The organism is Tropicimonas sp. IMCC34011, from assembly GCF_003390865.1.
GTDB lineage: Bacteria > Pseudomonadota > Alphaproteobacteria > Rhodobacterales > Rhodobacteraceae > Tropicimonas_B.
Genome location: NZ_QMEJ01000001.1, coordinates 640,012 through 662,822 on the forward strand (window position 1 = coordinate 640,012; position 22,811 = coordinate 662,822).

Genomic DNA, 22,811 nt, shown 5'->3' on the forward strand with positions numbered 1-22,811 from the left:
CCGTCCATTTATTCAGTGTCCTTCTGTCCCTGAGCAGAGGTTGTTTCCCCTGTCAATTCGAGCACCAGTTCGACCAGCCGGTCGGTGGCGTCAGGTCGTCCCTGCGACAGTGCCGCGCGGGACATCTCGAGCGCCGCGGCCGGGTTCGACAGCACGGCGGAGATCTGCTCCGACAGAACGTCGACCTCGAACAGGCGCTCCGGCATCACGATGGCGCCGCCGGCATCGGCGAGACCGCGGGCATTGGCGCTCTGCTCGTCGCGGATCGCAGCGGCGAGCGGCACGAGGATCGAGGGGCGCCCGATCACCGAGATGTCCGCGACCGAGGAGGCGCCGGCGCGGGAGATCACGAGCTGCGCCTCCGTCATCCGGCGCGGCAGGTCGTCGAAGAAGGGCTCGACCTCGGCATCGATCGCGTGCTCGGCGTAGTACGTGGCGACCCGTTCGATATCCTCGCCGCGCGCCTGATGGGCGACGCGGATGTTGCGCACCGTCTCAAGCGGCAGCGCGGCGATGGCCGGCGGCACCACGTCGGACAGGATCTTTGCACCCTGCGATCCGCCGATGACGAGCACCGACATCGGGTAGTCCCCCGGCGGAATGTAGGCCGCCTCGGCCCGCTCCAGAACGCGCGCGCGCACCGGGTTGCCGGTATGGACGCCCTCGACGTTCTCCGGCAGCTCCGTCGGCCAGGTCCCGCATGCGACCGCATTCACTCGTTTCGCGAAGATCTGGTTCACCCGGCCGAGAACGCCGTTCTGCTCGTGGATCATCCGCGGCAGCCGCAAGGCCGTCGCCGCCGCCATGGCAGGGATCGCGGGGTATCCGCCGAAGCCCACCACGATCGCGGGGCGATCGCGCATCATCCGGGTCATGGCACTCAGCGTTCCGGCGGCCACGCACGGGCCGACCGTCGCCTTCCCGAGCAATCCGCCGCGGGAGGGGGTCGCCGAGGAGACGCGCTGGATCTCGACCTCGGGCGGAAAGCCCCCGGTATAGCGTGCGCCGCGCGGGTCGGTGGAGAGCGAGACCCGCCAGCCGCGCGCCAGCATCGCCTCGGCCAGCGCCTGCGCAGGGAACATGTGGCCGCCGGTTCCGCCGGCGGCGATGACGATCAGGGGTGCCGCATCCATCTCAACGGCCCCGCCGCAGCAGGATGTCGCCGATCTCGCCCTGCGGCCGCGCGCGGGTCATCGCAAGCAGCATGCCGACGAGAAGACCGCCGGCGATCAGGGAGGAGCCGCCGTAGCTGACGAAGGGCAAGGTCATCCCCTTCGCCGGCAGGAGCCGGACCGCGACGCCCATGTTGATCATCGCCTGCACGCCGAAGATGCAGGCAAGCCCTGCCCCGGCGAGGCGGGTGAACGGATCGCGCTCCTTCATCAGGCGCATCAGCGAGCGCACGACGATGACGGAGTAGAGCAGGATGATGAAGCTCACGAGGACGACGCCGTACTCCTCTGCCGCAACGGCGATGATGAAGTCGGTATGCGCGTCCGGCAGCGACCACTTGACCTGCCCCTCGCCGACGCCGACGCCGAAGAAGCCGCCCTCCTGGATGGCGTTGGTGGCATAGCCGAGCTGGGTGCGCGGATCGATCTCGGGGGACAGGAAGCCGTCGATCCTGCGGGCAAAGTGCTCGGAGGAGGAATAGGCCCCGATCCCGAACAGGACGGCGCAGCCCGCCAGCCCCATGAGAAGAAGGATCGGCGCGCCCGCGATGAAGTACATCACGCCCCACGCGAAGACGATCAGCGCCGATTGGCCGAAGTCGGGCTGCAGCACGAGGAGTGCGACGACGAGTATCGTCACGCACAGCGACAATGTCTTGCCCGGAGGGCCGCCCGGCTCCTGCCCCGCGGACAGCATCCAGGCGCAGACGACGACGAAGGCGGGCTTGAGGAACTCGGACGGCTGCACCGAGGCGAAGCCGAAGGAGAACCAGCGCGTGGCGCCCTTGCCGAAATCGGTGCCGAGAAACGGCAACAGGAGAAGAGAGACGAGGGTGATCAGGAAGCCCACCACCGCCCAGCGGCGCACCGCGTCCGGCGTCATCATCGACACGACCAGCATGACGGCCATCGCCATGCCGCCGAAGAAGATCTGCCGCTCGACGTAGTAGAATGGATCGAGCCCGTTGCGCTCCGCCAGCGGCGGAGAGGCAGCCAGCCCCAGCAGCAACCCCACCCCGAAGAGGAGGAAGATGCAGGACATGGTCCACTTGTCGATCGTGCGCCACCAACGCGGCAATACTGCGTCGCCCGTGCGCATCGGCACGGCGCCATAGACCATTTCCGTCATGGATTACTGCCCAACTGCTCTGCCTGTCCGGTTTTCCGGATCTCGTGAGAGTGACAGTAGCGCAGCACCCGCGAGGATTCTAGGAAAATGCGCGCCGGGATCGATTGCTTTTCTCGGAGCGGTCATCCGGGCGGTGGTGACGTGCTCGTCTTGATCAGGACGAGGGCCAGCCGGGCCGCGCCAGCAAGGGGGCTCGGCCCGGAGAAGATCTGCGGGAGGCAGCAATCAACGCCCGCCGCTGACCGAGCCCCTGACCCGCCTCATGGATCTGCCGATGGCGCCGCCCTCATCCATGGGCACCGCATCTCGAATGGCACCCCCGCCCGGGATCACAGGTAGGAATGGGCCTGCGACAGAGGGCGGACAGCGCCCCTCACGCCGCCGCGCGCTCCGCCCCCAGATCCCTGAGGATATCCGCCGCGCGCTCAAAGCTCTCCTTGCGCGCCTCGTGGTCGTGAATCTGCCCGGTGAGGATCACCTCGTCCGGACGGTGCTCGGCGATCAGCGCCTCGAGCCTGTCCCGCACCGTTTGCGGACCGCCCACGGCGGTGATCCTCAACGCCTCGTCCGCCATCTCGACGGCCTGCGCCGGCAGGATCTGGGTCACGTCGTCCACCGGGCGCGGCAACTTGCCGGGCTGACCGAGACGCAGCCGCGCGAACGCCTGCTGCATGGAGGAGCGGAGGTAGGCCCCGCGCGCGTCGCTCTCCGCGGCGAAGACGTTGATCGCGAGCATGAAGCGGGGCTGATCCAGCGCGCCCGGCTGGAACCGCGCCCGGTAGAGCTCCCGCGCCTGCTCCAGCGCCTGCGGAGCGAAATGGCTGGCAAAGGCGTAGGGCAGCCCGAGCATCGCCGCCAGCTCCGCCCCGTAGAGCGACGAGCCGAGGATCCACACCGGCACGTGCGTTCCTTCGCCCGGAAGCGCCCGCACCCGCGCGCCATCGCGCGGCGCGCCGAGATAGTTCATCAACTCGACGACGTCGTTCGGAAACTCCTCACCGTTCCCGCCGCCCCGCCGCAGAGCCCGCGCCGTGGCCATGTCCGTCCCGGGCGCGCGACCGAGGCCGAGATCGATCCGGTCGCCATGGATCGTCGCGAGCGTTCCGAAGGCTTCGGCGACCATCAGCGGCGAATGGTTCGGCAGCATGATGCCGCCTGCGCCCACGCGAATGCGCTCGGTCGCCCCGGCGACATGGCCGATGAGGACGGACGTCGCGGCGGAGGCGATGCCGGGCATGTTGTGATGCTCCGCCATCCAGAAGCGACGATAGCCCTGCGCCTCGGCATGGCGCGCGAGATCGACGGTGTTGGCAATCGCTTCGGCGGCATCGTGCCCCTCGGGCACGGGGGACAGATCGAGGACGGAATACTGCATGGGTGAACTCCTTTGTTCACTCACGTAGGCAGACACCGCCAGCACGCAAGACGCCCCGCCCCTTTCCCCTGCAACGCGCCCGGTTCGTTTCCCCGTCAGATCCCGCCCCGGCGAACGCGCCACCGGCAGGCAGGACGCCGCCTTCTTGCCGTGCGGGCCCGTGCTCGGCGGCGCCGTCCCTCAGCCCAAGGTGCCCCACGGGGCGGGCCCCTCCGGCATGCTGCGGCCGAAAACGGTCGCCCGGTGCCAGCGGAGGTTCTCCGGGTGCTTCCCTCAGCCCGCCAAAACGCGCGCGACTTCGCTGGCGAAGTCATCGCCGCGCTTTTCGAAGTTGTCGTACTGGTCGAAGGACGCCGCGGCCGGGGCGAGGAGGACCGTCTCTCCCGGTTCCGCCTCTTCCGCCGCGCGCGCGACCGCCTGGGCCATCGTGGTGCAGACCTCGGACGTCACCCCCGGCCCCAGCGCCAGGGCAAATGCCTCGGCCTCCCGACCGATGACGTACGCCTTCGCCACGCGGTCCAGATGCGGATGCAGAAGGTCGAGGCCTCCCTCCTTCATCAGGCCGCCGCAGATCCAGCGCACCTTGTCGAAGGCCTGGAGCGCGCGGGATGCGGCATCCACGTTCGTGGCCTTGCTGTCGTTGACGAAGCGAATGCCCCCCGCCTCGCCCACCGGCTGCGAGCGGTGCGGCAGGCCCGTGAAGGTGGCCAGCGCGCCCTTGATCACCGAGGGCGACAGGCCAAGGGAGCGGACGGCGGCCCAGGCGGCGCAGACGTTCTGGTGATTGTGCGCCCCCGGCAGGCCCGGAAGCTCGCGCAGATCGGCGGAGGACACCTGGCGCGATTTCCGCCGCTCGGACAAAAAGCCCTTGCGCGCATGGACCGTCCAGCCCGGCCCATCGAGCTTGCCGGCGGAAGAGATGCGGATGACCCGGTCGTCTCCCGGCCCCTCGGCCAGCTGCCCGGCGAGATAAAGGCCCTCGGCCTCGTCCACACCCACCACGGCACGGTCCGGCCCGCCCTCGGCGAACAGCCTGCGCTTGGCGGCGAAATACCCGCCCATGCCGCCGTGACGGTCGAGATGGTCGGGGGAGAGGTTGATGAAGACGGCGATATCCGGCGTCAGCGCGCGGGCAAGATCGGTCTGGTAGGAGGACAGCTCGAGCACCGCGATCGACCCGTTCACCGCCGGCTCGCAGTCGAGCACGCCGACGCCGATATTGCCCGCAAGCTGAACGTCCCGCCCCGCCTCGCGCAGGATATGGGCGATGAGGGCGGAGGTCGTGCTCTTGCCGTTGGACCCCGTGACCGCGATCACCTTCGGCGGCAGGTCGAAGTTTTCCCAGCCCTCCTCCGCCCAGGAGCGGAAGAAGAGGCCGATATCGTTGTCGAGCGGCACGCCGGCCTTCAGCGCAGCGAGCACCGCCGGATGCGGCGCGGGGTAGAGATGCGGAATGCCGGGCGAGACGATCATGGCGGCGACACCCTCGAGGGCGCCGGGCGCGGTCGGATCGAGAAGGTCCAGCCCCTCCGCCTCCGCCGCGGCCCGCCCCGAGGCCCCGTCGTCCCAGCACAGCGGCAGCGCGCCGCCCGCCCTGAGGGCCTTCGCCGCGGAGAGGCCCGACCGGCCCAGCCCCAGAACGGCGACGCGCTCGCCCTCGTGTCCCCTGACCCTGATCATGCCCGTCTCCCTACCATTCGGCCCGTTGTCCGTGACGCCAGAACCCGCCCGTCGGTCCATCCTCGGGCAGGAGCGCGAGCCGCACCGCTTCGGCCGCTGCATCTTCGGGATCGCCCGGCGCGTGCTCGCCGCCCATCCGTGTCGCGATCCATCCGGGGTCCATCGCGTTGATCTTCACGCCCTCCGGCAGGTCCCGAGGCAGGACATGCGTCAGAGCGTTCAGCGCGGCCTTCGCGATCCCGTAACCGTTCGGCCCCGAAAGGCCGGAGGCGAAACTGCCCATGCTCGAGGAGACGTTGACGATCCGGCCCCAGCCGCGCCGCCCCATGCTCGGCGCCAGCGCGCGGATGAGCAGGAAAGGCCCCGTCACCATCACCGCCATCGCGTCCACGAACCCTTCGGGATTGTCCAGAAGGGAGCCCTCGGGAAGGATCCCGGCATTGTTCACGAGAATGTCGAAGGGCATATCGATCAGGCCATGGAGCGTTTCCGGCTCGGCCACGTCCGCCCGCATCCAGTCGCAGCCGAGCGCCTCCGCCGCCGCTTCCCCCTCGGCCGGATCCCGCGCGGTGATGGTCACGGCGCAGCCTTTCGCGATCAGGGCGGCCGCGATGGCCCGTCCGATCCCCCGGTTTCCGCCCGTGACAAGGGCGCGAGGTGTGTCTGGTCTCGTCACGTCGTCCTCCTCGAGGCGGGGTAGCGCGGGCGGGACACCGCCCTCGGCTGAACGGAGCGGTGCGGGCCGTGGCCCCCGGCGCTGCGGCCAATCGGAGGCGACCCGGGCGCGCGCCCCCGCGGCGCTGCGTCCAAGATGTCTGCGCCGTTTCGCGACACGCTGGTACGGGCGGGGGGACTCGAACCCCCACGGGCATCAGCCCCAAGCATTTTAAGTGCCATGCGTCTACCATTCCGCCACGCCCGCGCAGCGAGGGAAGGCATAGAACAGCGCCGAGGGGTCCCACAAGCGCCTCCCTGCGCTTGACGGCGCGGCGGCGGAATGTAGCGTCGCGCCATGTTCCCTATCCGCGACCACAATCCTTCGGGCGGCAGGCCCTACGTCGTCTGGACGCTGATCGCCGCGAATGTCGCGATCTTCCTGATGTCCCTCGGCGTCGCGCAGGATCCCATGCGTCTCGCCGCCTATTACGCCGACTGGGCGCTCATACCGGCGCTCTCATCGCCGCTGAGCTTCGTGACCTCGATGTTCCTGCATGCCGGCTGGATGCATCTCATCGGCAACATGCTCTACCTCTGGATCTTCGGCGACAACCTGGAAGAAGAGATGGGCCATGCGGGCTTTCTCGGCTTCTACATCGCCGCCGGGGTCGGGGCGGGGATCGCCCATGTCGCGGCGGCGCCGTACTCGACCGTTCCGACGGTCGGGGCCTCGGGCGCCATCGCGGGCGTGATGGGCGGGTACCTGCTGCTCTTCCCGAAGGCGCGCGTCGACGTGCTCTTCATCTTCGTCGTCATCTTCAAGGTGATCCCGATCCCGGCCTGGATCGTGCTCCTTGGCTGGTTCGCGCTGCAGCTGTTCAACTCGGTGGGGAGCGATCCGATGGGCGGCGGCGTCGCGTACTGGGCCCATGCCGGCGGCTTCGTCATCGGACTGGCCCTGACCCTGCCGATCTGGCTGAAGCGCGGCGCGGTGGCCTTCTGGTCGCGGACCCACGGCCACCCGCCGCACGAGGAGGCCAGATACAGCAGAAGCCGGGTGCCGGTGGTGCGGCGGCGCTGAGCGCCGGCGGCTGCGCAGCCGATCCATCAGAGGTCCGGGCGGCGCGGCTCAGGTCTCTCGGATGATCCCGGCGAAGCGCTCGAAGAGCTCGCCGTTGCAGGCGATGACGCCGCCGCTTTCGAGGATGTCCTGCCCCTCGCGGATCGGGCCGATCAGGCCGCCCGCCTCGCGCACGATGACGAGGCCCGCGGCCATGTCCCACGGCGACAGCTCCCGCTCCCAGAACCCCTCGCACCGCCCGGCGGCGACGTAGGCCAGATCGAGCGATGCAGCGCCCCAGCGGCGAAGACCGGCGCAGGCCGGCATCAGGCGCCCGAGGTCGCGCAGCATGGCCGGCAGGGTGCGCTTGGCGCCGAACGGCATGCCGCCCGCGAAGACGGCCTCTGACAGCTGGAAGCGACCGGAGACGCGGATCCGGCGCTCGTTCATCCAGGCGCCCTGCCCCTTCTCGGCATAGAACATCTCGTCCTTGGCCGGATCGTAGACCACACCCGCGACGATCTCGCCCTTGTGCTCCAGAGCGATGGAGACGGACCAGTGCGGCAGGCCGTGCAGGAAGTTCGTCGTGCCGTCGAGCGGATCGACGATCCAGCGGCGCGTGGGATCCTTGCCCTCGACCGGATCGCTCTCTTCGCCGAGCCAGCCGTAGTTCGGACGGGCATGGGTCAGCTCTTCGCGGATGACCTTCTCGGCGGTGATATCGGCGCGGGACACGAAATCTCCGGGGCCCTTGCGGCTGACCTGGAGGTTCTCGACCTCGCCGAAATCACGCACGAGGCCGCGCCCGGCCTTGCGCGCGGCTTTCATCATCACGTTGAGGTTTGCGCTGCCCTGCATCGGCGGCTCTCCCGGGGAGGTTCGGTCAGGCGCGCGGTATAGGCCACAAGAAGCGGCGGACACAAGCGATGCGGGGACCGAAGGACGCTTGCGCGGTTTCAGGCGGCGATTAAGGTGGCCCGGCCGGCCATCATTCAGGCCGCGGTTTGGAAAACCGGAGTCATTTCAATGGACGCACTTCAGGGCCCGCCGGGCATCCGCAATGCGCGGCAGGGTGTCATTTATCTGTGGCAGGGCGTTGACGTGGAATCGCCCTACGCGGATCTGGCCGTGAACGGCTCGGTCCGCGCCTTCACCGCGCTCGCCAATCGTCGCTGGGACGGCTTCGGCGACTTCAACGAGGCCATCGGCGATCCGCTGACGATGTTCGGATCGGCCGCGGCCGGGGCGAACGGCGCCGGGACCGGACTTGCCAAGGTGATGTCCTGGGCGACGTCCTTCGTGGCCGAGCTTCGCTCCCAAATTGCCGAGCTCTTCGGCGCACCACACGAACTCATCAGCTTCAGCAAGAACCTCGCCCTCTGGGTCGCGGCGCAGGTGATGGACGATGCCGACAGTCTCGAGAGCGTCGGGGATGTCGCAAACCTCTGGAACGCCGGGAAATCCTTTATCCAGAAGCTGAGGAGCTACGTCGCCGGGTACAACGTCAAGATCAACTACGGCCATCCGGCGACACTGGTGAAGGGCGTGGAATCGGGGATGAACCGGGCGATGCTCTCGGGCGTGTTCGAACTGGCGAAATCCTCGATCTCGAGCACCCTGTCCTCCTTCGGCGCCTTCGCGACAAAGGCGGTGGATTACATGGCCGGGATCTTCGAGTTCGCCGTGGAATCCCTCTGGCGCTACGCCGAGTTCCTCGTCCTCGACAAGTTCACCGCGAAGGCGAAGACGCTCTGGGCCGCGCGCGGCACTGCCTCCGACCTGTCGCGCAACAATCGCAAGTTCAACCTCTGGCTGCGTGGCGCAGTGGACAAGGTGCCGCTCATCGCCGCCGTCACCCTCGTCTCCGGTCTCGGCGGGGACAAGATGCGCCTCCTGCAGATGTTCGGCGGCGGCAATACGGTGATTTCGCAATCGGATTTCGACTCGGGCGTCGCCTATCTCGATCAGCTCAAGCGCACGGCGGCCCACATGATGAAGGATGCCGAGCTTGAACTCGACTCGGATGATCCGCTCATCAAGTCCTCGCTCAAGATGCATGAAACAGTCATCGCCGCGCAGCAGGCGGAGCAAGGATGGTGGGGCAGCGTGTCGCGCTTCGTCGATTCGTGGATCGGCGCCTGACGCCCCGGGCGCCTTCATCTCCGGACGGGCGCAGGCCGGAGTCCGTCCGCTTCCGCGTCCCTTTGACTTGGTGGGGCGGCGCGATTTGTGTTAAGTCCAGCATCGTGGCGGCCTGAGCGAGGCCGCCAGCGTCACGCATGGCTCCGCGTGTGCCGAGGTGACGGAATTCAATATGCATCGGAACTCATGATCGTCCCGGAGATTATGACGTTGCCTCAACTGTACGCCGATGCAATATCCAATTGCGACTGAACAAGGGTGGTATCCGACATGGCGACCGTGCCGAGCGTGTCCTTCGAGTTCTTCCCGCCGCGCAGTGTGCAGGCGTCCTTCAAGCTGTGGGACACCGTTCAGGCGCTGGCGCCGCTCCGCCCCCGCTTCGTCTCCGTGACCTATGGTGCCGGCGGTACGACCCGCAAGCTGACCCATGAGGCCGTGGACGCGATCAACGCCTCTACTGATCTGACCGTGGCTGCGCATCTCACCTGCGTCGACGCCTCCCGCGAGGAGACGCTGGAGATCGCGAGAAGCTACGCCAAGGCCGGCGTGACCGACATCGTCGCGCTCCGGGGCGATCCGCCCAAGGGGGTGGACAGCTTCACGCCCCACCCCGAGGGGTTCCGGGACACCTGCGAACTCATCGAAGGCCTGCGCGAGGCGGGCGACTTCACCATCCGCGTCGGCGCCTATCCCGACCCGCACCCCGAGGCGACGCGGGAGGGGCAGGACGTCGAGTGGCTCAAGCGCAAGATCGACGCAGGTGCGACCGAGGCGATCACGCAGTTCTTCTTCGAAGCGGACACCTTCTTCCGGTTCCGCGATGCCTGCGCCAAGGCCGGGATCGATGCGCCGATCATTCCGGGCATCCTGCCGATCGAGAACTGGAAGAACACCCGACGCTTCGCCACCGCCTGCGGCGCGCGCCTTCCCGCATGGCTCGGCGAGGCCTTCGAGGCGGCTGAGCGTGACGGACGGCAGGATCTTCTGGCGACGGCGCTGGCCACCGAGCTCAGCTCGGAGCTGATCGACGGCGGCGTGGACAAGCTGCATTTCTATACGCTGAATCGCCCGCACCTGACGCGCGACGTCTGCCATGCCCTCGGCGTAACGCAGGACTCGGTGCTCGAAGACGTGGCCTGAGGCGCCATAGCCTCGACGTAGGAGACGGCCCGGGGCGACAGCCCGCGGGCCGTTTGCATGTACGAAGGCCGTCTCGCCGGCGGATTTACCTTACCAAGCCGTGAGAGCGCTCTGAGCGGCGCAGCCAGCGGGGACGATCAGCTGTCCCCGCTTCCGGCGGCCTCCTGCAGCATCGCCCAGACGCGGGAGGCGGTGAACGGCATCTGCGCGTTGCGCACGCCCCGCGCCCAGAGCGCATCCTGCACCGCGTTCGACACCGCCGCGATGGCCCCCACCGTTCCGGCTTCGCCGCATCCCTTCATGCCGACCGGGTTGCGCGGGGACGGGATCGGGCGCTGAGAGAACTCGATCATCGGCAGATCGTAGGCCCGCGGCATGGCATAATCCATGAAGGTGACGGCCAGCGCCTGCCCCTCCTCGTCATGCGCCGCCCGCTCCATCAGCGCCTGTCCGACACCCTGCGCCACGCCGCCATGAACCTGCCCGATGGCGAGAACCGGGTCGATCAGCGTGCCGAAATCATCCACCACCTTGTATGACAGGAGGCTGACATCCCCCGTCTCGGGATCCACCTCCACTTCGGCGGCGTGGGCGCCGTTCGGGAAGGATCGCCCCGGCAGGGTCGCCGTGGCCGTGTGCTTCAGCAGGTCGCCCCGCCCCGCGGCGCGGGCCATCCGGGCCGCCTCCATGAGATCGGGCGCGGCATTGCTGCCCTCGGCGCGGAAGCGGCCATCCTCGAACGTCAGGGCATCCTCCGGCACGCCAAGCTCGGCGGCGAGGAACGACGCGAAGGCCGCCTCCATCATTTCCCCTGCGCGGTCGGTCACCATCGCCTGCACGGTGACGGACCGGGAGCCGCCGGTGCCGCCGCCCTTCGCGATCAGGTCGCTGTCGCCCATGACGACGTCGACGGCATGCGCGGGGATTCCGGTCCGCGCCTCCAGCAGCCGCGCATGCACCGTCTCGTGTCCCTGGCCTGCCGATTGCGTACCGACATAGAGCCGCACGCGCCCTTCTTGCGTGAACTCCACCGTAGTCGTCTCGTCCGGCGCACCGAGGATCGCCTCGATATAGGTGACGAGGCCGATGCCGCGAAGCCTGCCCTTCGCCTCGGAGGCCGCCCGGCGCGCTTCGAAACCGTCCAAGTCGGCCTTCTTGCAGAGCGCGTCGAGGATGCCCGGGAAATCGCCCACGTCATAGCTCTCCCCCGTCGCCGTCGCGTAGGGAAGCTGGTCGGGGCGGATCATCGAGCGGCGTCGGAAGGATGCGGGGTCCTCGCCGAAGACGCGCGCCGCCTGATCCATCGCCCGCTCGAGCGCGTAGATCGCCTCGGGCCGCCCGGCGCCGCGATAGGCGTCCGTCGGCGTGGTGTTGGTATAGATGCCCACCGTCTCCATCGCCGCGTCCTGAACGTCGTAGACGCCGGTCAGCACGCGGGAGAAATTACCGCACTGGATGCCCTGCCCGAATTGGGAATTGTAGGCCCCGAGATTGGAGAGGTTGCGCACGCGGTACGCGGTCAGGCGCTTCTGCGCGTCGAACCCCATCTCCACGGTGGACACGAGATCCCGCGCCCCGGCGTCGGTGAGCATGGTCTCGCTGCGATCGGACGCCCAGCGGACGGGCCGACCGAGGCGTCGCGCAGCGAGGGCAAGGACGGGATATTCGGGGTAGAACATCGCGCGGGTGCCGAAACCGCCGCCGACATCGGGGATCGTCACGCGGACCTGGCTTTCGGGCACCGAGAACCACGCCGCGAGCCGCGACTTGATCCACCAGACGTTCTGGCCACCGAGGCAGACGTGCAGTCGCCCCTCCGTCCATCCGGCCCAGGCCGCCCGGGGCTCCATCGGATTGCAGATCACGCGGTGGTCGGCGATCTCGAAGGACAGGCGGTGCGCGGCGGCCTCCAGCCCCGCTTCGGCCGCGTCCCACGCCCCCGCCCGGAAGGTATAGGCGCGGTTCTCCGGCGCCTCCTCGTGCAGTGGCGCGCCGCCCTCCGCGAGGTCGAGCTTCGCCGGCAGTTCCTCGAAATCGAGCGCGATGGCCTCGGCGGCGTCCAGCGCCGCCGCGCGGCTCGTCGCTACAACGCAGGCGATCGCCTCTCCCACATGCCGCACGCGGCCCTCCGCGAGCGCGGGCCTCGGAGGGCTCGCCCCGCCCTTCACGAGTGTCGCCGGCAAGTCGGGGTCGATCCCCTCGGCGCGGATCTCGGCGGCGGTCAGGATATCCGCGACGCCCGGCATCGTCCGGGCCTCCTCCAGCCCGTCCAGGCTGATCGTCGCATGGGCCACGGGCGCACGCAGGAAGACCGCGACGAGGGCATCCGCCGGTGCCGTCTCGTCCGTGTACCGCCCATGTCCGCTCAGGAGGCGGATGTCTTCGAAGCGTCCGCCCTGCGACGTGCCGGATTTAGGGGTCATGGCTCGTCTATCCCGTCTGGAGGTTCGGGTCAGAGCCTAGCCGCCCCGGCGGCGCCGTCCATCTCAAATGGTCGGCCCGCCGGGGGAATGCGCCCTTACTGGGCCGAGTTCAGCGAAAGCGCCGTCACCATGTCCAAGACGCCGAAGCCGTTGAACCGGGTCACGGTCGCCGTGGAATAGGCACCCATGCCGTGGAAGATCACGTAATCCCCCTCGGCGATGTCGCCGGGCAGCGGCAGCTCGCCGGGTAGACGATCGACGCTGTCGCAGGTCGGCCCGAACACGATGCGCGGCACCGGCAGGCCGGACTTCCGGCGGCCTTCGGCGTCCCGCAGCTCGACGCGGTCGATGATCCCGATGAGCGGCAGTTCGGCAAGGCCGCCATAGACGCCATCGTTGAGGAAGACGTGGTCGGCATCGCGCACGGCGCGGACGCGGGTCGCAAGCGAGAAACTCTCTGCCACGAGGCCGCGGCCGGGCTCGCAAACGAGCGCCGGTCGCGCGTCACCGAAGGCTTCGCCCGTGACCCGGTCGACCAGCGCGAAGATCGCGTCGAGCTCGGGCGCCACGGCATTCAGCCGATGCGCCGGGAAGCCGCCGCCCACGTTCAGGCGGGACAGCGTGACACCGGCATCGGCGGCGATCTTGGCGGCGGTCCGGATGTAGGCATCCCATGCCATCGGATCGGTGCACTGGGTTCCGGGGTGGAACGTCAGGGACGGGACGAAGCCCATGCCGTTCGCGCGGGCCAGAAGCTCGGTCGCGAGCGGCGCCGTCGCGCCGAACTTCGCGCCGAAATCGTAGGCCGCGCCCTTCACGGGCAGCTTGAAGCGCACGGAGATCTCGGCGCCCTGCGGCACCAGCTCGTAGAGCTTCTCGAGTTCGGACAGCGAGTCGACAGAGAAGGAGCGCACGCCCTTCTCCACCGCTTCGGCGATCTCGGCGCGGGAGCGGACGGGGTTGTTGTAATGCATGGCGGCGCCGGGGGCTACGCGGGCGATGAGGTCGATCTCGTAGAGCGAGGCGACGTCGTAGCCCCGGATGCCGGCGGCATCGAGGTTGGCGATGACGATCTCGTCCGGGTTCGACTTGACCGCATAGGTCACGAGCCCCGGAAATCCGTCGAGGAACCGCCGCGCGGTCGCCTGCAGGATCGCGGGTGAGAAGAAGAGTACCGGATTGTCCGGCTGCTCGGCGCGGATGAAATCGGACGGGTTCGCCCAGATCGTCTTGTTCAGCCCCATCGGCTCTGCCCTTTCTTGCCAACAGAGCGCAGCCACCTCTTGCCCCGCCTGACGGGTTGGGAGCCGCTTACGCAACCTCCGAACCAGGCCAGGTACCGACATTTTGCCGCGCCCTTAGTCCTGAAAGGAATGAAGCGCATATGATGGACATTTTCACCGATGAAAAGCGTCGAATTGTGCAGTATGGTTGGCAAAATGACGAAAACAGCGGGCAGATTTGATGGACGACCTCGATGAGAAGCTTTTGGCCGCCCTTGCGGCAGACAGTTCGACCTCGACCTCCCGCCTCGCGCGCCGGTTCAAGGTCGCCCGCTCCACCGTTCAGGCGCGGATCGAGCGGCTGGAACGGAGCAAGGTGATCTCCGGATACACCATCCGTCTCGGCGAGGCGGTCACGCTGAGGCGGATTCGCGGCACGGTGCTCCTGCAGGTCGAACCGCGCGCGACGCCCGCGGTCCTCCAGCGCCTGCGAACGATGACCGAGGTTGAGGCCTGCCATACGACGACGGGCCGCGTGGACCTGATCCTCTCGCTCTCGGTGGAGACGACGCAGGCCCTCGACGAGACCCTGGACGAGATCGGCACCATCCCCGGCGTGCGGACGACCGAGAGCCTGATCCATCTCACGACGAAGTTCGACCGCAGGATCTGAGCGCCCTTCACCGCCGGAAGCGCGGTCCGGGGCCCATGCCCCATCGCGCTTTCCCTTCGCGCGCGGCTTATGTAGACCGGCGCCCAATCACATATTCAGACGACGGGCGATCCCAAGCGATGGACAAGACCTTCGACCACGAGGCCGCCGAGGCGCGGATCTACGCAGCATGGGAAGAGGCCGGCGCCTTTCGCGCCGGAGCGGGTGCCAAGAGCGGCGCCGAGACCTTCAGCATCGTGATTCCGCCGCCGAACGTCACGGGCTCGCTCCACATGGGCCACGCGTTCAACAACACGCTTCAGGACATCCTCGTCCGTTGGCACCGCATGCGCGGGCACGACACGCTCTGGCAGCCCGGAACCGACCATGCCGGCATCGCGACCCAGATGGTCACCGAGCGGGAAATGGCGGCCAACGGCGAGCCGCCGCGCCGGGAGATGGGGCGCGAGGCTTTCGTCGAGCGGGTCTGGCAACAGAAGCAGAAGAGCCGCGGCACGATCATCGGCCAGCTCCGGCGCCTCGGCGCCTCCTGCGACTGGTCGCGCGAGGCCTTCACCATGGGCGGTGCGCCGGGCGATCCGGATGCGGGCAGCGGCCCCGACTTCCACGACGCCGTCATCCGCGTCTTCGTTGAACTCTACGAGCAAGGCAAGATCTACCGCGGCAAGCGCCTCGTGAACTGGGACCCGCATTTCGAGACCGCGATCTCCGACCTCGAGGTGGAGAACGTCGAGACGCCGGGCCACATGTGGCACTTCCGCTATCCCCTCGCCGGCGGCGAAACCTACGAGTACATCGAGAAGGACGAGGACGGGACCGTCACCCTGCGGGAGACGCGGGACTACATCTCCATCGCGACCACGCGCCCCGAGACCATGCTCGGGGACGGCGCCGTCGCGGTGCATCCCTCGGACGAACGCTACGCCCCCATCGTCGGCAAGCTCTGCGAGATCCCCGTCGGGCCGAAGGAGCACCGCCGCCTGATCCCGATCATCACCGACGAATACCCGGACCCGGACTTCGGCTCCGGCGCGGTGAAGATCACCGGAGCGCACGATTTCAACGACTACGAAGTCGCGAAGCGCGGCGGCATTCCGATGTACCGCCTGATGGACACCAAGGCGCAGATGCGCGCGGACGGTGCGCCCCATGCCGAGGCCGCCGCCGTCGCGATGTCCGTGGCCAAGGGCGAGCGGACGTTGAACGAGGCGGAGGCCGACGCCGTCAACCTCGTCCCCGACGATCTGCGCGGGCTGGACCGTCTGGAGGCGCGCCAGCGCGTGGTCGACCAGATCACCGCTGAGGGCCTCGCCGTGATGGTCCCGCCCACCGATCCACGGCTTGGTGCGAAGGCCGCCAAGGCGCCTGAAGCGCCCGAGGAAGGCGGCGAGGCGCGGGCCGACACGCTTGTCCCCCTCGTCGAGACCAAGCCGATCATGCAGCCGTTCGGAGACCGCTCGAAGGTCGTCATCGAGCCGATGCTGACGGACCAGTGGTTCGTCGACGCCGCCCAGATCGTCGGCCCGGCCCTCGATGCGGTCCGCGACGGCACCGTGAAGATCCTCCCCGAGCGGGACGCCAAGGTCTATTTCCACTGGCTGGAGAACATCGAGCCCTGGTGCATCTCCCGCCAGCTGTGGTGGGGCCATCGCATCCCGGTGTGGTTCGACGCCGACGGCAACCAGTACTGCGCGACCACCGAAGCCGAGGCGCAGAAGAAGGCCGGCGACGGCGTCGCCCTCACGCAGGATCCCGACGTCCTCGACACGTGGTTCTCGTCCGGTCTCTGGCCGATCGGCACGCTCGGCTGGCCGGAGGAGACGGAAGAGCTGAAGCGCTACTTCCCGACCTCGGTCCTCGTCACTGGCTTCGACATCATCTTCTTCTGGGTCGCCCGGATGATGATGATGCAATACGCCATCGTCGAGGAACGGCCCTTCGATACGGTCTACGTCCATGCCCTCGTCCGGGACGAGAAGGGCAAGAAGATGTCGAAGTCCCTCGGCAACGTCCTCGACCCGCTCGACCTGATCGACGAGTTCGGCGCCGATGCCGTTCGCTTCACACTTTCGGCGATGGCCGCGATGGGGCGGGATCTCAAGCTCTCGAAGGACCGGATCGCGGGATACCGCAACTTCAGCACGAAGCTCTGGAACGCCTGCCGGTTCGCCGAGATGAACGGCGCCTTTGAAGCCGGCGCGCCGGAGGGCATCCCCGAGGCGACCGCGCCGGTGAACCGCTGGATCCTCGGCGAGACCGCGAAGGCCGCGGCTGAGACCTCCGAGGCGCTGGAGGCGTTCCGGTTCAACGACGCTGCCAACACGCTCTATTCGTTCGTCTGGGGCACGGTCTGTGACTGGTACGTGGAGTTCTCCAAGCCCCTGCTGATGGGCGAAGACGCCGCGATGGTCGCCGAGACCCGCGCGGTCATGGCCTGGGTCATCGATCGCTGCCTCGCACTCCTCCACCCGTTCATGCCGTACGTGACGGAAGAACTCTGGGGCACGCTCGCATCCCGCGCCACGCCCCTCATCCTCGCGCCCTGGCCCGAGCTGGACGTGGGCGCGCTGGCGGACGAGGAGGCGTCTCAGGAGATGGCCTTCGCGATTTCGCTGATCGACGGGATTAGGTCGGCCCGGGCGCAGGTCCGCGTGCCGGCGGGCCTTCAGGTGCCGATGGTCCATACCGGGATGGACGCCCGCGCGGAAGCTGCATGGGCCGCGAACGAGGCGATGATCATGCGACTGGCGCGGATCGCGAGCCTCGAGGCCGCCGGCGAGATGCCGAAAGGGGCGATCACGGTGCCCGTGAAAGGGGCGACCTTCGGCCTGCCGCTCGCGGATATCATCGACGCCGGCGCAGAGAAGGCCCGTCTCGAGAAGACGCTCAAGAAGCTTCAGGGGGAGATCGGCGGCATGCGCAAGCGGCTGGAGAACCCCAAGTTCATCGAAAGCGCGCCGGACGACGTGATCGAAGAAACCCGCGGCAATCTTGAGGCCCGGCAGGCCGAGGAGAACAAGCTCGCGGATGCCCTGGCGCGGATCAGCGAGATCGCGTGACGCCGGGGGGTGACCGCTGGTCGCCCCCACCATTCCGCCCAAGGGTGGAATGGGCCCCTGACCGGCGCTCCCCGCAGCGGCGCAGGCGACGACCATTAAAAAAGGCGCCTTGATCCCTCACGGCGCCTTATGAATCTCTCATGACGGGACTTGCATCACTCGACGGTCGCGGCGCCCTCTGCAGGCTCCTCGACCGCGCCCGTGCGCCCGTCGATCTGGGTTTCGGCCTCTTCAGGCGCGCTGCCGCGCCAGATCATGAAGACGATGAACACCGCCAGCAAGACGACCCCCCAGAGGATCGCGAAGCCGATCCCCATCATCGCGGGGCGGTGCTGCTTTTCCTGCTTTTCGACATCGGTGTGCGGTGCGGACATTCGTGTAACTCCTTGCGTCGCGGTCCCAACGCCGAACCCCGCGATCTGGTTCAATCGGCTGCGATCGTTCTGAAACAGGCCCGGGCGATGACGCCTTCCTCATCCGTCTCGAGCGCGAGGATCTCGGCCGAGCCGCTCCCGATGCGCTCGGCTCCGTTCAGGTTCGCCTCGGGGTCCAGCGTCAGGCCCAGAAAGTCCAGTCCGGCGAGGGCCATCGTCCTGACGGGCGCGGCATTCCGGCCAACCCCGCCGGTGAAGACGAGACCGTCTATCCCGCCGAGCGCCGCCGCCATGGCGCCGATCTCCCTGCGGATGCGGAACGTGTAGTACTCGATTGCCCGCGCCGCCGCCGGATCGGAGGAGGCGAGGAGCGTGCGCATGTCATGGCTGATGCCTGAGAGGCCGAGGAGACCGCTTTCGCGGTAGAGCATGCGGGCGATGCTCTCCGGCCCCTCCCCCTTCTCCAGGAGGTAGAGGAGGACACCCGGATCGACCTGCCCCGAGCGCGTCCCCATGGGGAGGCCATCCAGCGCCGAGAAGCCCATGGTAGAGGCGACGGAGCGCCCGCCCGACATCGCGCACATGCTTGCACCGTTGCCGAGATGCGCGACGACGACGCGGCCGCGCGCGAGGTCCGGCCAGTCTTCGGAAAGACGGGTCGAGATGTAATCGTAGGACAGGCCGTGGAAGCCGTACCTGCGCACGCCCTCCTCGTAGAGATGCGCCGGCAGCGCGAAGGTATCGTTCACCCATGGATGCCCGCGGTGGAAGGCGGTGTCGAAGCAGCCGACCTGGGCCGCGTCCGGAAAGGCGATCTCGGCGGCCGCGACGCCGGCGAGGTTGTGCGGCTGATGGAGCGGGGCGAGAGGTTCGAACGCCTCAAGCCGCTTCAGGACACCGGGGGTCAGGCGGACCGGCCGATCGAAATCGGTCCCGCCATGGACGATCCGGTGTCCCACCGCGGCGACCCTCCGCCCCGCGAGCCGGCGCTGCAGCGTCACGAGAATAGTGCCGATCGCCTCTCCCATGCCCGCCGGGCCGATCTCGGTCACGCGCGTTTCACCGGCCTCGTCCAGGGTGAGGCGTGCGGCCGGGCCAAGGGGCTCGATCTGTCCGCCGAGAATCTTCGCCGGTCCCCGCCCCGTCTGTGCCCCGGCCTCGTAGACCGAGAACTTGAGCGAGGAGGAGCCGGCATTGAGCGTCAGGACCGCATCCATTGGGGGCGCCTTCCGGGGGGTGAGGACGTGGCGAGCGCCGGGGCGGACCCCGGCGTCCCGCATATCCGGCTCAGGCGGCGGACGCGCCGACGGCTTTCTTGCCGTAGGACAGCTGCTCGTCGCCCCAGGCCTTGATGTCCGCCTTCTCGATCTGCTCGCGCATGGCCTTCATCCGGTCCCGCCGCTCGGGCTCGGACATGGCGAGACCCTGCTCGATGGCCACGTCCATGGAGCGGCTGGAGAACGGGTTGGTGAGAATGGCCGAGGGCAACTCCACCGCCGCGCCGGCGAACTCGGAGAGAACGACGACGCCGTCCCCGTCCACGCGCGCGGCGATGTATTCCTTGCAGACGAGGTTCATCCCGTCGGCGAGCGGCGTGATCCAGCAGATATCGGCCGCGCGGTAATAGGCCACCAGCTTGTCGAAGGGCACGGCCTGGCTGATCAGGGCGAGCGGTTGCCATTCGAGCGTCCCGAAGGTGCCGTTGATGCGGCCGGCGATCTGCTCCACCTCGGCCTGGATCTCGGCATAGGCGGTCATGTTGCGGTTCGCCATGACCGAGACGTGCATGAGGCGCACCTTGCCGATCAGGTCCTTACGGCTCTGCAGCAGCCGCTCGTACGCCAGGAGCTGCTCGATCCCGCCCTTCGTATAATCCGTCCGGGACACAGAGAGGATGAGCTTCTGCTCGCCCATGTCGGCCTTGATCTCTCCCACGAGGCCATCGACCGCCTCGGCCTTGGAGCGGACGTAATCCACGTCGATCCCGACGGGGCTGGCGGACAGAGCGACCTTGCGGCCGTCCTCCATCGTCAGTTCGGTGAACATCGACCGCTCGTCGAGCGCGGAGCCGATGGGCTGGTCGGATTGCTTGATCCGCCGTCGCGCGGAGATTTCGCAGTCGAACAGCGATTGCGCCACGCGGGCGAAGTTGGCGGCGTAGCGCGGGATATGGAAGCCGACGACATCGCACGACAAGAGGCTCGACACGATCTCCTCGCGCCACGGCAGGACGTTGAACATGTCCGCCGACGGGAACGGCGTGTGGTGGAAGAAGCTGATCGTGACGTCCGGCCGCAGTTTGCGCAGGTATCCGGGAACCAGCCAGAGGTTGTAGTCGTGCACCCAGACGAGCGCACCCTCGGCGGCCTCGTTCGCGGCGGCCTCGGCGAAGGCCCAGTTCACCTCGCGGAAGGTCGGCCAGTCGACCGGATCGTAATTGTAGCGATCCTTGAAGGAGTGGAGGATCGGCCAGAAGGCCTCCTTCGAGGTGACGTGATAGAAGCTCCTGACCTGCTCCTTGGTCAGGGGCAGTCGGGAGACGTTGTAGGTCCCGAAACTGTCCTCGATCTCGATCACCCGCTCGAAGCCCGGATCATTCGGATCCTCGGCCTCTTTCCAAGCGACCCAGGAGCCCTTCTTGGCCTTGCCGAAGAGGCCCTTCAGCGTCGGCACGATGCCGTTGGGGCTCTTGTTCTCGCGGTAGAGGGTCTCGCCGTTCTCGACGACCTCCTCGTAGGGCTGGCGATGATAGACGATGACGAGATCAGAGGGCATTGGGGGTCTCTCGGGCTTGGGAATGAAGGCCGAAGGCGGCGATCGCCTCCCAGATCCCGGCGCAGCCATCGGCCTTGGCGCGCCAGATATGGGGGGCGTCCTCGGGCAGGGCCTCGAGGAGCGGAGCTTCGGAATTGCCGACCGCGACGGCAGGAAGGCCGCAGACCAGCATGGACAGATCGTTGAGGGTGTCGCCGGCGCACAGGACGCGCCGTTCCTCGACACCGAGGTGCGACACGAGCCGCCGGATGGACGGACCCTTGGAGATGCCGCGGGGCAGGACGTCGAAATAACGGTTGGCGGAGATGAGCGGATCGAACCCCATCTCGGACACCTTCAGCGCGGCGCTGTCGTCGTAGGTCTCGGGATCCATGTCGAAGGAGACGCGATAGCGGAACTCGGTGTCCTGAACCGTCAGGCCCGGATGCCCGTCGAGCGCCTGCCGGACGCGCGGTCCCGCATCGCCCCACGTCCGCGCGATCTCCTCTTCCAGCTCGGCGATGGGCTCGACCTGCCCGTCCACGACGCGGGCGATGGTCGTGCCCACGTCGCCGACCACGTAGTCCGGTGTCGGGATCGGCGTGCCGCGGGTCAGATCGACGATGAATTCCGGATCGCGCCCCGTGACGAAGACGAGACCGACGCTGTCGCGGTTCGCGTCGATCCATTCGTAGAGGGCGGCCCGGGCCTCATCAGTACCGCCGAGGAAGGTTCCGTCGAGATCGGTGGCGAGGACGAATTCGCGGGTCGTCAGATCGGTCATTGGGCGGCTTTCATGGCTCGTTCAAGGGCGTGCGACGGGTGATCGAGGGCGACGTTCAGCGCCTTGGGTTCGCCCACGAGAGGACGGCCCCAGAGATCGGTAAAGGTCTGGCGCAGGTCCGCGCCCTCGTGAAGGATGTCGTGGACGGCGCGGCAGACGGGCAGCTCGACCCCGATGCGCTCGGCCAGGTCGTTGACGGAGACGGCGTTCACTTCTCCCTCGACCACGGTATCCTGCCCGCCGAAGCACTCGTCGCGGGGAATGCCCTGCCCGAGCTGAAGTCCAAGCTTCATGTTCCGTGAGGTGGGGGACGAGCAGGTCAGGGTCAGATCGCCGGTGCCGGCAAGGCCCGTCACCGTTTCGCGTCGCCCGCCCAAGGCTTCGGCGAGCGTTTTCATTTCATCGAGACCCCAGGTGATCAACGCGGCACGGGTATTCTCGGCATACCCCGCGCCTGTCATCATCCCGCAGGCGATGGCGATCACGTTCTTCACCGCGCCCGCGACCTCGACACCGGTCAGGTCGTCAGAGATGTAGGGGCGGAAGGTGTTGGAGCCGAGCGACGTCGCGAGCCGGGAGGCCGGCGCCTGCGACGGCTCGCGCCGGTCCGCCGGGGTGAACTCGAACGCGAGCGTGACGGCCGTGGGATGGTTCATCGCCGTTTCGCGGGCAAATGTCGGCCCTGAGAGCGCGCCGATGACGTGGCCCGGAAGTTCCTCCGCCGCAACCTCCGACAGAAGCTTGCCCGTCCCCTGCTCGATCCCCTTGGCACAAAGGACGACCGGAGCGCCTTCGGGCACCAATCCCTTGAGCTTGCCGCACATTTCGCGAAGGCTGCGGGAGGGCGTCACGAGGAGCACGCATCCGGTTCCCGCAAGCGCCTCCTCCAGATCCGCCATCGGCTCGATGCCCTCGGGAAGCGCCACTCCGTTGAGGTAGCGGTCGTTCCGGCCCGTGCGGGAGAAGGCTTCGATATCCTCCCGCGTCCGGCCCCAGATCCTCGTGGTGCGCCCGGCGCGGCGGGCCATGGCGGCGAGCGCCGTGCCCCATGCGCCTGCGCCGATGACTGTCACGGTGTCGTAGGGTCTGGCCTGCCCCAGACCGCTTTCGCCGGTCCCGGATGCCTCGGTCATGTGCGGCCTCCCGATCCAATCGACGAACGGCTC

Annotated in this window: 18 protein-coding genes and 1 tRNA gene; 5 read left to right on the plus strand and 14 right to left on the minus strand. The window is 68.1% G+C overall.

Annotation, left to right across the window (positions count from 1 at the left end; genetic code table 11):
• Window positions 1-8 precede the first annotated feature (8 nt).
• The 6 genes from DQG15_RS03065 to DQG15_RS03090 all read right to left on the minus strand — a co-directional run bounded on the left by DQG15_RS03065 (window position 9) and on the right by DQG15_RS03090 (window position 6,278).
• Entirely contained in the window at window positions 9-1,133 is a 1,125-nt protein-coding gene (locus DQG15_RS03065) for a UDP-N-acetylglucosamine--N-acetylmuramyl-(pentapeptide) pyrophosphoryl-undecaprenol N-acetylglucosamine transferase (RefSeq protein WP_116082630.1), read from the minus strand.
• A gap of 1 nt (window position 1,134) precedes the next feature.
• The gene (ftsW, locus tag DQG15_RS03070) at window positions 1,135-2,301 is read right to left on the minus strand and encodes a putative lipid II flippase FtsW (protein ID WP_116082631.1); all 1,167 of its coding nucleotides are present in this window, start codon (window positions 2,299-2,301) and stop codon (window positions 1,135-1,137) included.
• Between the two features lie 373 nt (window positions 2,302-2,674).
• Entirely contained in the window at window positions 2,675-3,676 is a 1,002-nt protein-coding gene (locus DQG15_RS03075) for an LLM class flavin-dependent oxidoreductase (RefSeq protein WP_116082632.1), read from the minus strand.
• A 273-nt stretch (window positions 3,677-3,949) separates the two neighbouring features.
• A complete protein-coding gene (gene murD, locus DQG15_RS03080) occupies window positions 3,950-5,356 on the minus strand; it encodes a UDP-N-acetylmuramoyl-L-alanine--D-glutamate ligase (protein WP_116082633.1) in 1,407 nt (468 codons plus the stop codon).
• Between the two features lie 10 nt (window positions 5,357-5,366).
• Window positions 5,367-6,032, minus strand: a complete 666-nt coding sequence (locus tag DQG15_RS03085) for an SDR family NAD(P)-dependent oxidoreductase (protein WP_116082635.1) — start codon at window positions 6,030-6,032, stop codon at window positions 5,367-5,369.
• 160 nt (window positions 6,033-6,192) lie between these two features.
• Window positions 6,193-6,278 (minus strand) — tRNA-Leu (locus DQG15_RS03090).
• A 90-nt stretch (window positions 6,279-6,368) separates the two neighbouring features.
• Between DQG15_RS03090 and DQG15_RS03095 the strand changes: the two genes are divergently transcribed.
• Entirely contained in the window at window positions 6,369-7,094 is a 726-nt protein-coding gene (locus DQG15_RS03095) for a rhomboid family intramembrane serine protease (protein WP_116082636.1), read from the plus strand.
• Window positions 7,095-7,142: 48 nt separating this feature from the next.
• Here DQG15_RS03095 and DQG15_RS03100 read toward each other — a convergent pair whose 3' ends face one another.
• On the minus strand, window positions 7,143-7,931 hold the full coding sequence (locus DQG15_RS03100; protein WP_116082638.1) for an inositol monophosphatase family protein: 789 nt from the start codon (window positions 7,929-7,931) through the stop codon (window positions 7,143-7,145).
• Between the two features lie 168 nt (window positions 7,932-8,099).
• Between DQG15_RS03100 and DQG15_RS03105 the strand changes: the two genes are divergently transcribed.
• Together DQG15_RS03105 and metF are read left to right on the plus strand one after the other, a co-directional pair.
• Window positions 8,100-9,215 carry a hypothetical protein gene (locus DQG15_RS03105; RefSeq protein WP_116082640.1) on the plus strand — a complete coding sequence of 372 codons (1,116 nt, stop codon included), beginning with the start codon at window positions 8,100-8,102 and terminating at the stop codon, window positions 9,213-9,215.
• A 270-nt stretch (window positions 9,216-9,485) separates the two neighbouring features.
• Complete coding sequence (gene metF / locus DQG15_RS03110; protein WP_116082642.1) at window positions 9,486-10,355, plus strand: methylenetetrahydrofolate reductase [NAD(P)H]; 870 nt, start codon at window positions 9,486-9,488, stop codon at window positions 10,353-10,355.
• A gap of 137 nt (window positions 10,356-10,492) precedes the next feature.
• Here the strand turns inward: metF and DQG15_RS03115 are convergent, their stop codons facing one another.
• Together DQG15_RS03115 and DQG15_RS03120 are read right to left on the minus strand one after the other, a co-directional pair.
• A complete protein-coding gene (locus tag DQG15_RS03115) occupies window positions 10,493-12,778 on the minus strand; it encodes a xanthine dehydrogenase family protein molybdopterin-binding subunit (protein ID WP_116082644.1) in 2,286 nt (761 codons plus the stop codon).
• Window positions 12,779-12,873: 95 nt separating this feature from the next.
• On the minus strand, window positions 12,874-14,022 hold the full coding sequence (locus DQG15_RS03120; RefSeq protein WP_116082646.1) for a type III PLP-dependent enzyme: 1,149 nt from the start codon (window positions 14,020-14,022) through the stop codon (window positions 12,874-12,876).
• Window positions 14,023-14,242: 220 nt separating this feature from the next.
• Between DQG15_RS03120 and DQG15_RS03125 the strand changes: the two genes are divergently transcribed.
• Complete coding sequence (locus DQG15_RS03125; RefSeq protein ID WP_116082648.1) at window positions 14,243-14,674, plus strand: Lrp/AsnC family transcriptional regulator; 432 nt, start codon at window positions 14,243-14,245, stop codon at window positions 14,672-14,674.
• A gap of 119 nt (window positions 14,675-14,793) precedes the next feature.
• Window positions 14,794-17,733 (plus strand): valine--tRNA ligase, encoded by a 2,940-nt coding sequence (locus DQG15_RS03130; protein ID WP_232830691.1) that lies wholly within the window; start codon window positions 14,794-14,796, stop codon window positions 17,731-17,733.
• Between the two features lie 155 nt (window positions 17,734-17,888).
• Here DQG15_RS03130 and DQG15_RS03135 read toward each other — a convergent pair whose 3' ends face one another.
• The 5 genes from DQG15_RS03135 to DQG15_RS03155 all read right to left on the minus strand — a co-directional run bounded on the left by DQG15_RS03135 (window position 17,889) and on the right by DQG15_RS03155 (window position 22,778).
• Window positions 17,889-18,107, minus strand: a complete 219-nt coding sequence (locus tag DQG15_RS03135) for a hypothetical protein (RefSeq protein ID WP_116082652.1) — start codon at window positions 18,105-18,107, stop codon at window positions 17,889-17,891.
• Between the two features lie 50 nt (window positions 18,108-18,157).
• A complete protein-coding gene (locus DQG15_RS03140; protein WP_116082654.1) occupies window positions 18,158-19,324 on the minus strand; it encodes an acetate/propionate family kinase in 1,167 nt (388 codons plus the stop codon).
• Window positions 19,325-19,394: 70 nt separating this feature from the next.
• Complete coding sequence (gene ggpS, locus DQG15_RS03145; protein WP_116082656.1) at window positions 19,395-20,882, minus strand: glucosylglycerol-phosphate synthase; 1,488 nt, start codon at window positions 20,880-20,882, stop codon at window positions 19,395-19,397.
• The gene (locus tag DQG15_RS03150) at window positions 20,872-21,645 is read right to left on the minus strand and encodes an HAD-IIB family hydrolase (RefSeq protein ID WP_116082658.1); all 774 of its coding nucleotides are present in this window, start codon (window positions 21,643-21,645) and stop codon (window positions 20,872-20,874) included. The genes ggpS and DQG15_RS03150 overlap by 11 nt, the downstream gene beginning before the upstream one ends.
• The gene (locus tag DQG15_RS03155) at window positions 21,642-22,778 is read right to left on the minus strand and encodes an NAD(P)H-dependent glycerol-3-phosphate dehydrogenase (RefSeq protein WP_116082661.1); all 1,137 of its coding nucleotides are present in this window, start codon (window positions 22,776-22,778) and stop codon (window positions 21,642-21,644) included. The genes DQG15_RS03150 and DQG15_RS03155 overlap by 4 nt, the downstream gene beginning before the upstream one ends.
• Between the last annotated feature and the right edge of the window lie 33 nt (window positions 22,779-22,811).

Coding starts and splice junctions, on each gene's coding strand:
- DQG15_RS03065 (WP_116082630.1), bottom strand. CDS start 1,133: ATGGATGCGGCACCCCTGATCGTCATCGCCGCCGGCGGAACCGGCGGC.
- ftsW (WP_116082631.1), bottom strand. CDS start 2,301: ATGACGGAAATGGTCTATGGCGCCGTGCCGATGCGCACGGGCGACGCA.
- DQG15_RS03075 (WP_116082632.1), bottom strand. CDS start 3,676: ATGCAGTATTCCGTCCTCGATCTGTCCCCCGTGCCCGAGGGGCACGAT.
- murD (WP_116082633.1), bottom strand. CDS start 5,356: ATGATCAGGGTCAGGGGACACGAGGGCGAGCGCGTCGCCGTTCTGGGG.
- DQG15_RS03095 (WP_116082636.1), top strand. CDS start 6,369: ATGTTCCCTATCCGCGACCACAATCCTTCGGGCGGCAGGCCCTACGTC.
- DQG15_RS03100 (WP_116082638.1), bottom strand. CDS start 7,931: ATGCAGGGCAGCGCAAACCTCAACGTGATGATGAAAGCCGCGCGCAAG.
- DQG15_RS03105 (WP_116082640.1), top strand. CDS start 8,100: ATGGACGCACTTCAGGGCCCGCCGGGCATCCGCAATGCGCGGCAGGGT.
- metF (WP_116082642.1), top strand. CDS start 9,486: ATGGCGACCGTGCCGAGCGTGTCCTTCGAGTTCTTCCCGCCGCGCAGT.
- DQG15_RS03115 (WP_116082644.1), bottom strand. CDS start 12,778: ATGACCCCTAAATCCGGCACGTCGCAGGGCGGACGCTTCGAAGACATC.
- DQG15_RS03120 (WP_116082646.1), bottom strand. CDS start 14,022: ATGGGGCTGAACAAGACGATCTGGGCGAACCCGTCCGATTTCATCCGC.
- DQG15_RS03125 (WP_116082648.1), top strand. CDS start 14,243: ATGGACGACCTCGATGAGAAGCTTTTGGCCGCCCTTGCGGCAGACAGT.
- DQG15_RS03130 (WP_232830691.1), top strand. CDS start 14,794: ATGGACAAGACCTTCGACCACGAGGCCGCCGAGGCGCGGATCTACGCA.
- DQG15_RS03135 (WP_116082652.1), bottom strand. CDS start 18,107: ATGTCCGCACCGCACACCGATGTCGAAAAGCAGGAAAAGCAGCACCGC.
- DQG15_RS03140 (WP_116082654.1), bottom strand. CDS start 19,324: ATGGATGCGGTCCTGACGCTCAATGCCGGCTCCTCCTCGCTCAAGTTC.
- ggpS (WP_116082656.1), bottom strand. CDS start 20,882: ATGCCCTCTGATCTCGTCATCGTCTATCATCGCCAGCCCTACGAGGAG.
- DQG15_RS03150 (WP_116082658.1), bottom strand. CDS start 21,645: ATGACCGATCTGACGACCCGCGAATTCGTCCTCGCCACCGATCTCGAC.
- DQG15_RS03155 (WP_116082661.1), bottom strand. CDS start 22,778: ATGACCGAGGCATCCGGGACCGGCGAAAGCGGTCTGGGGCAGGCCAGA.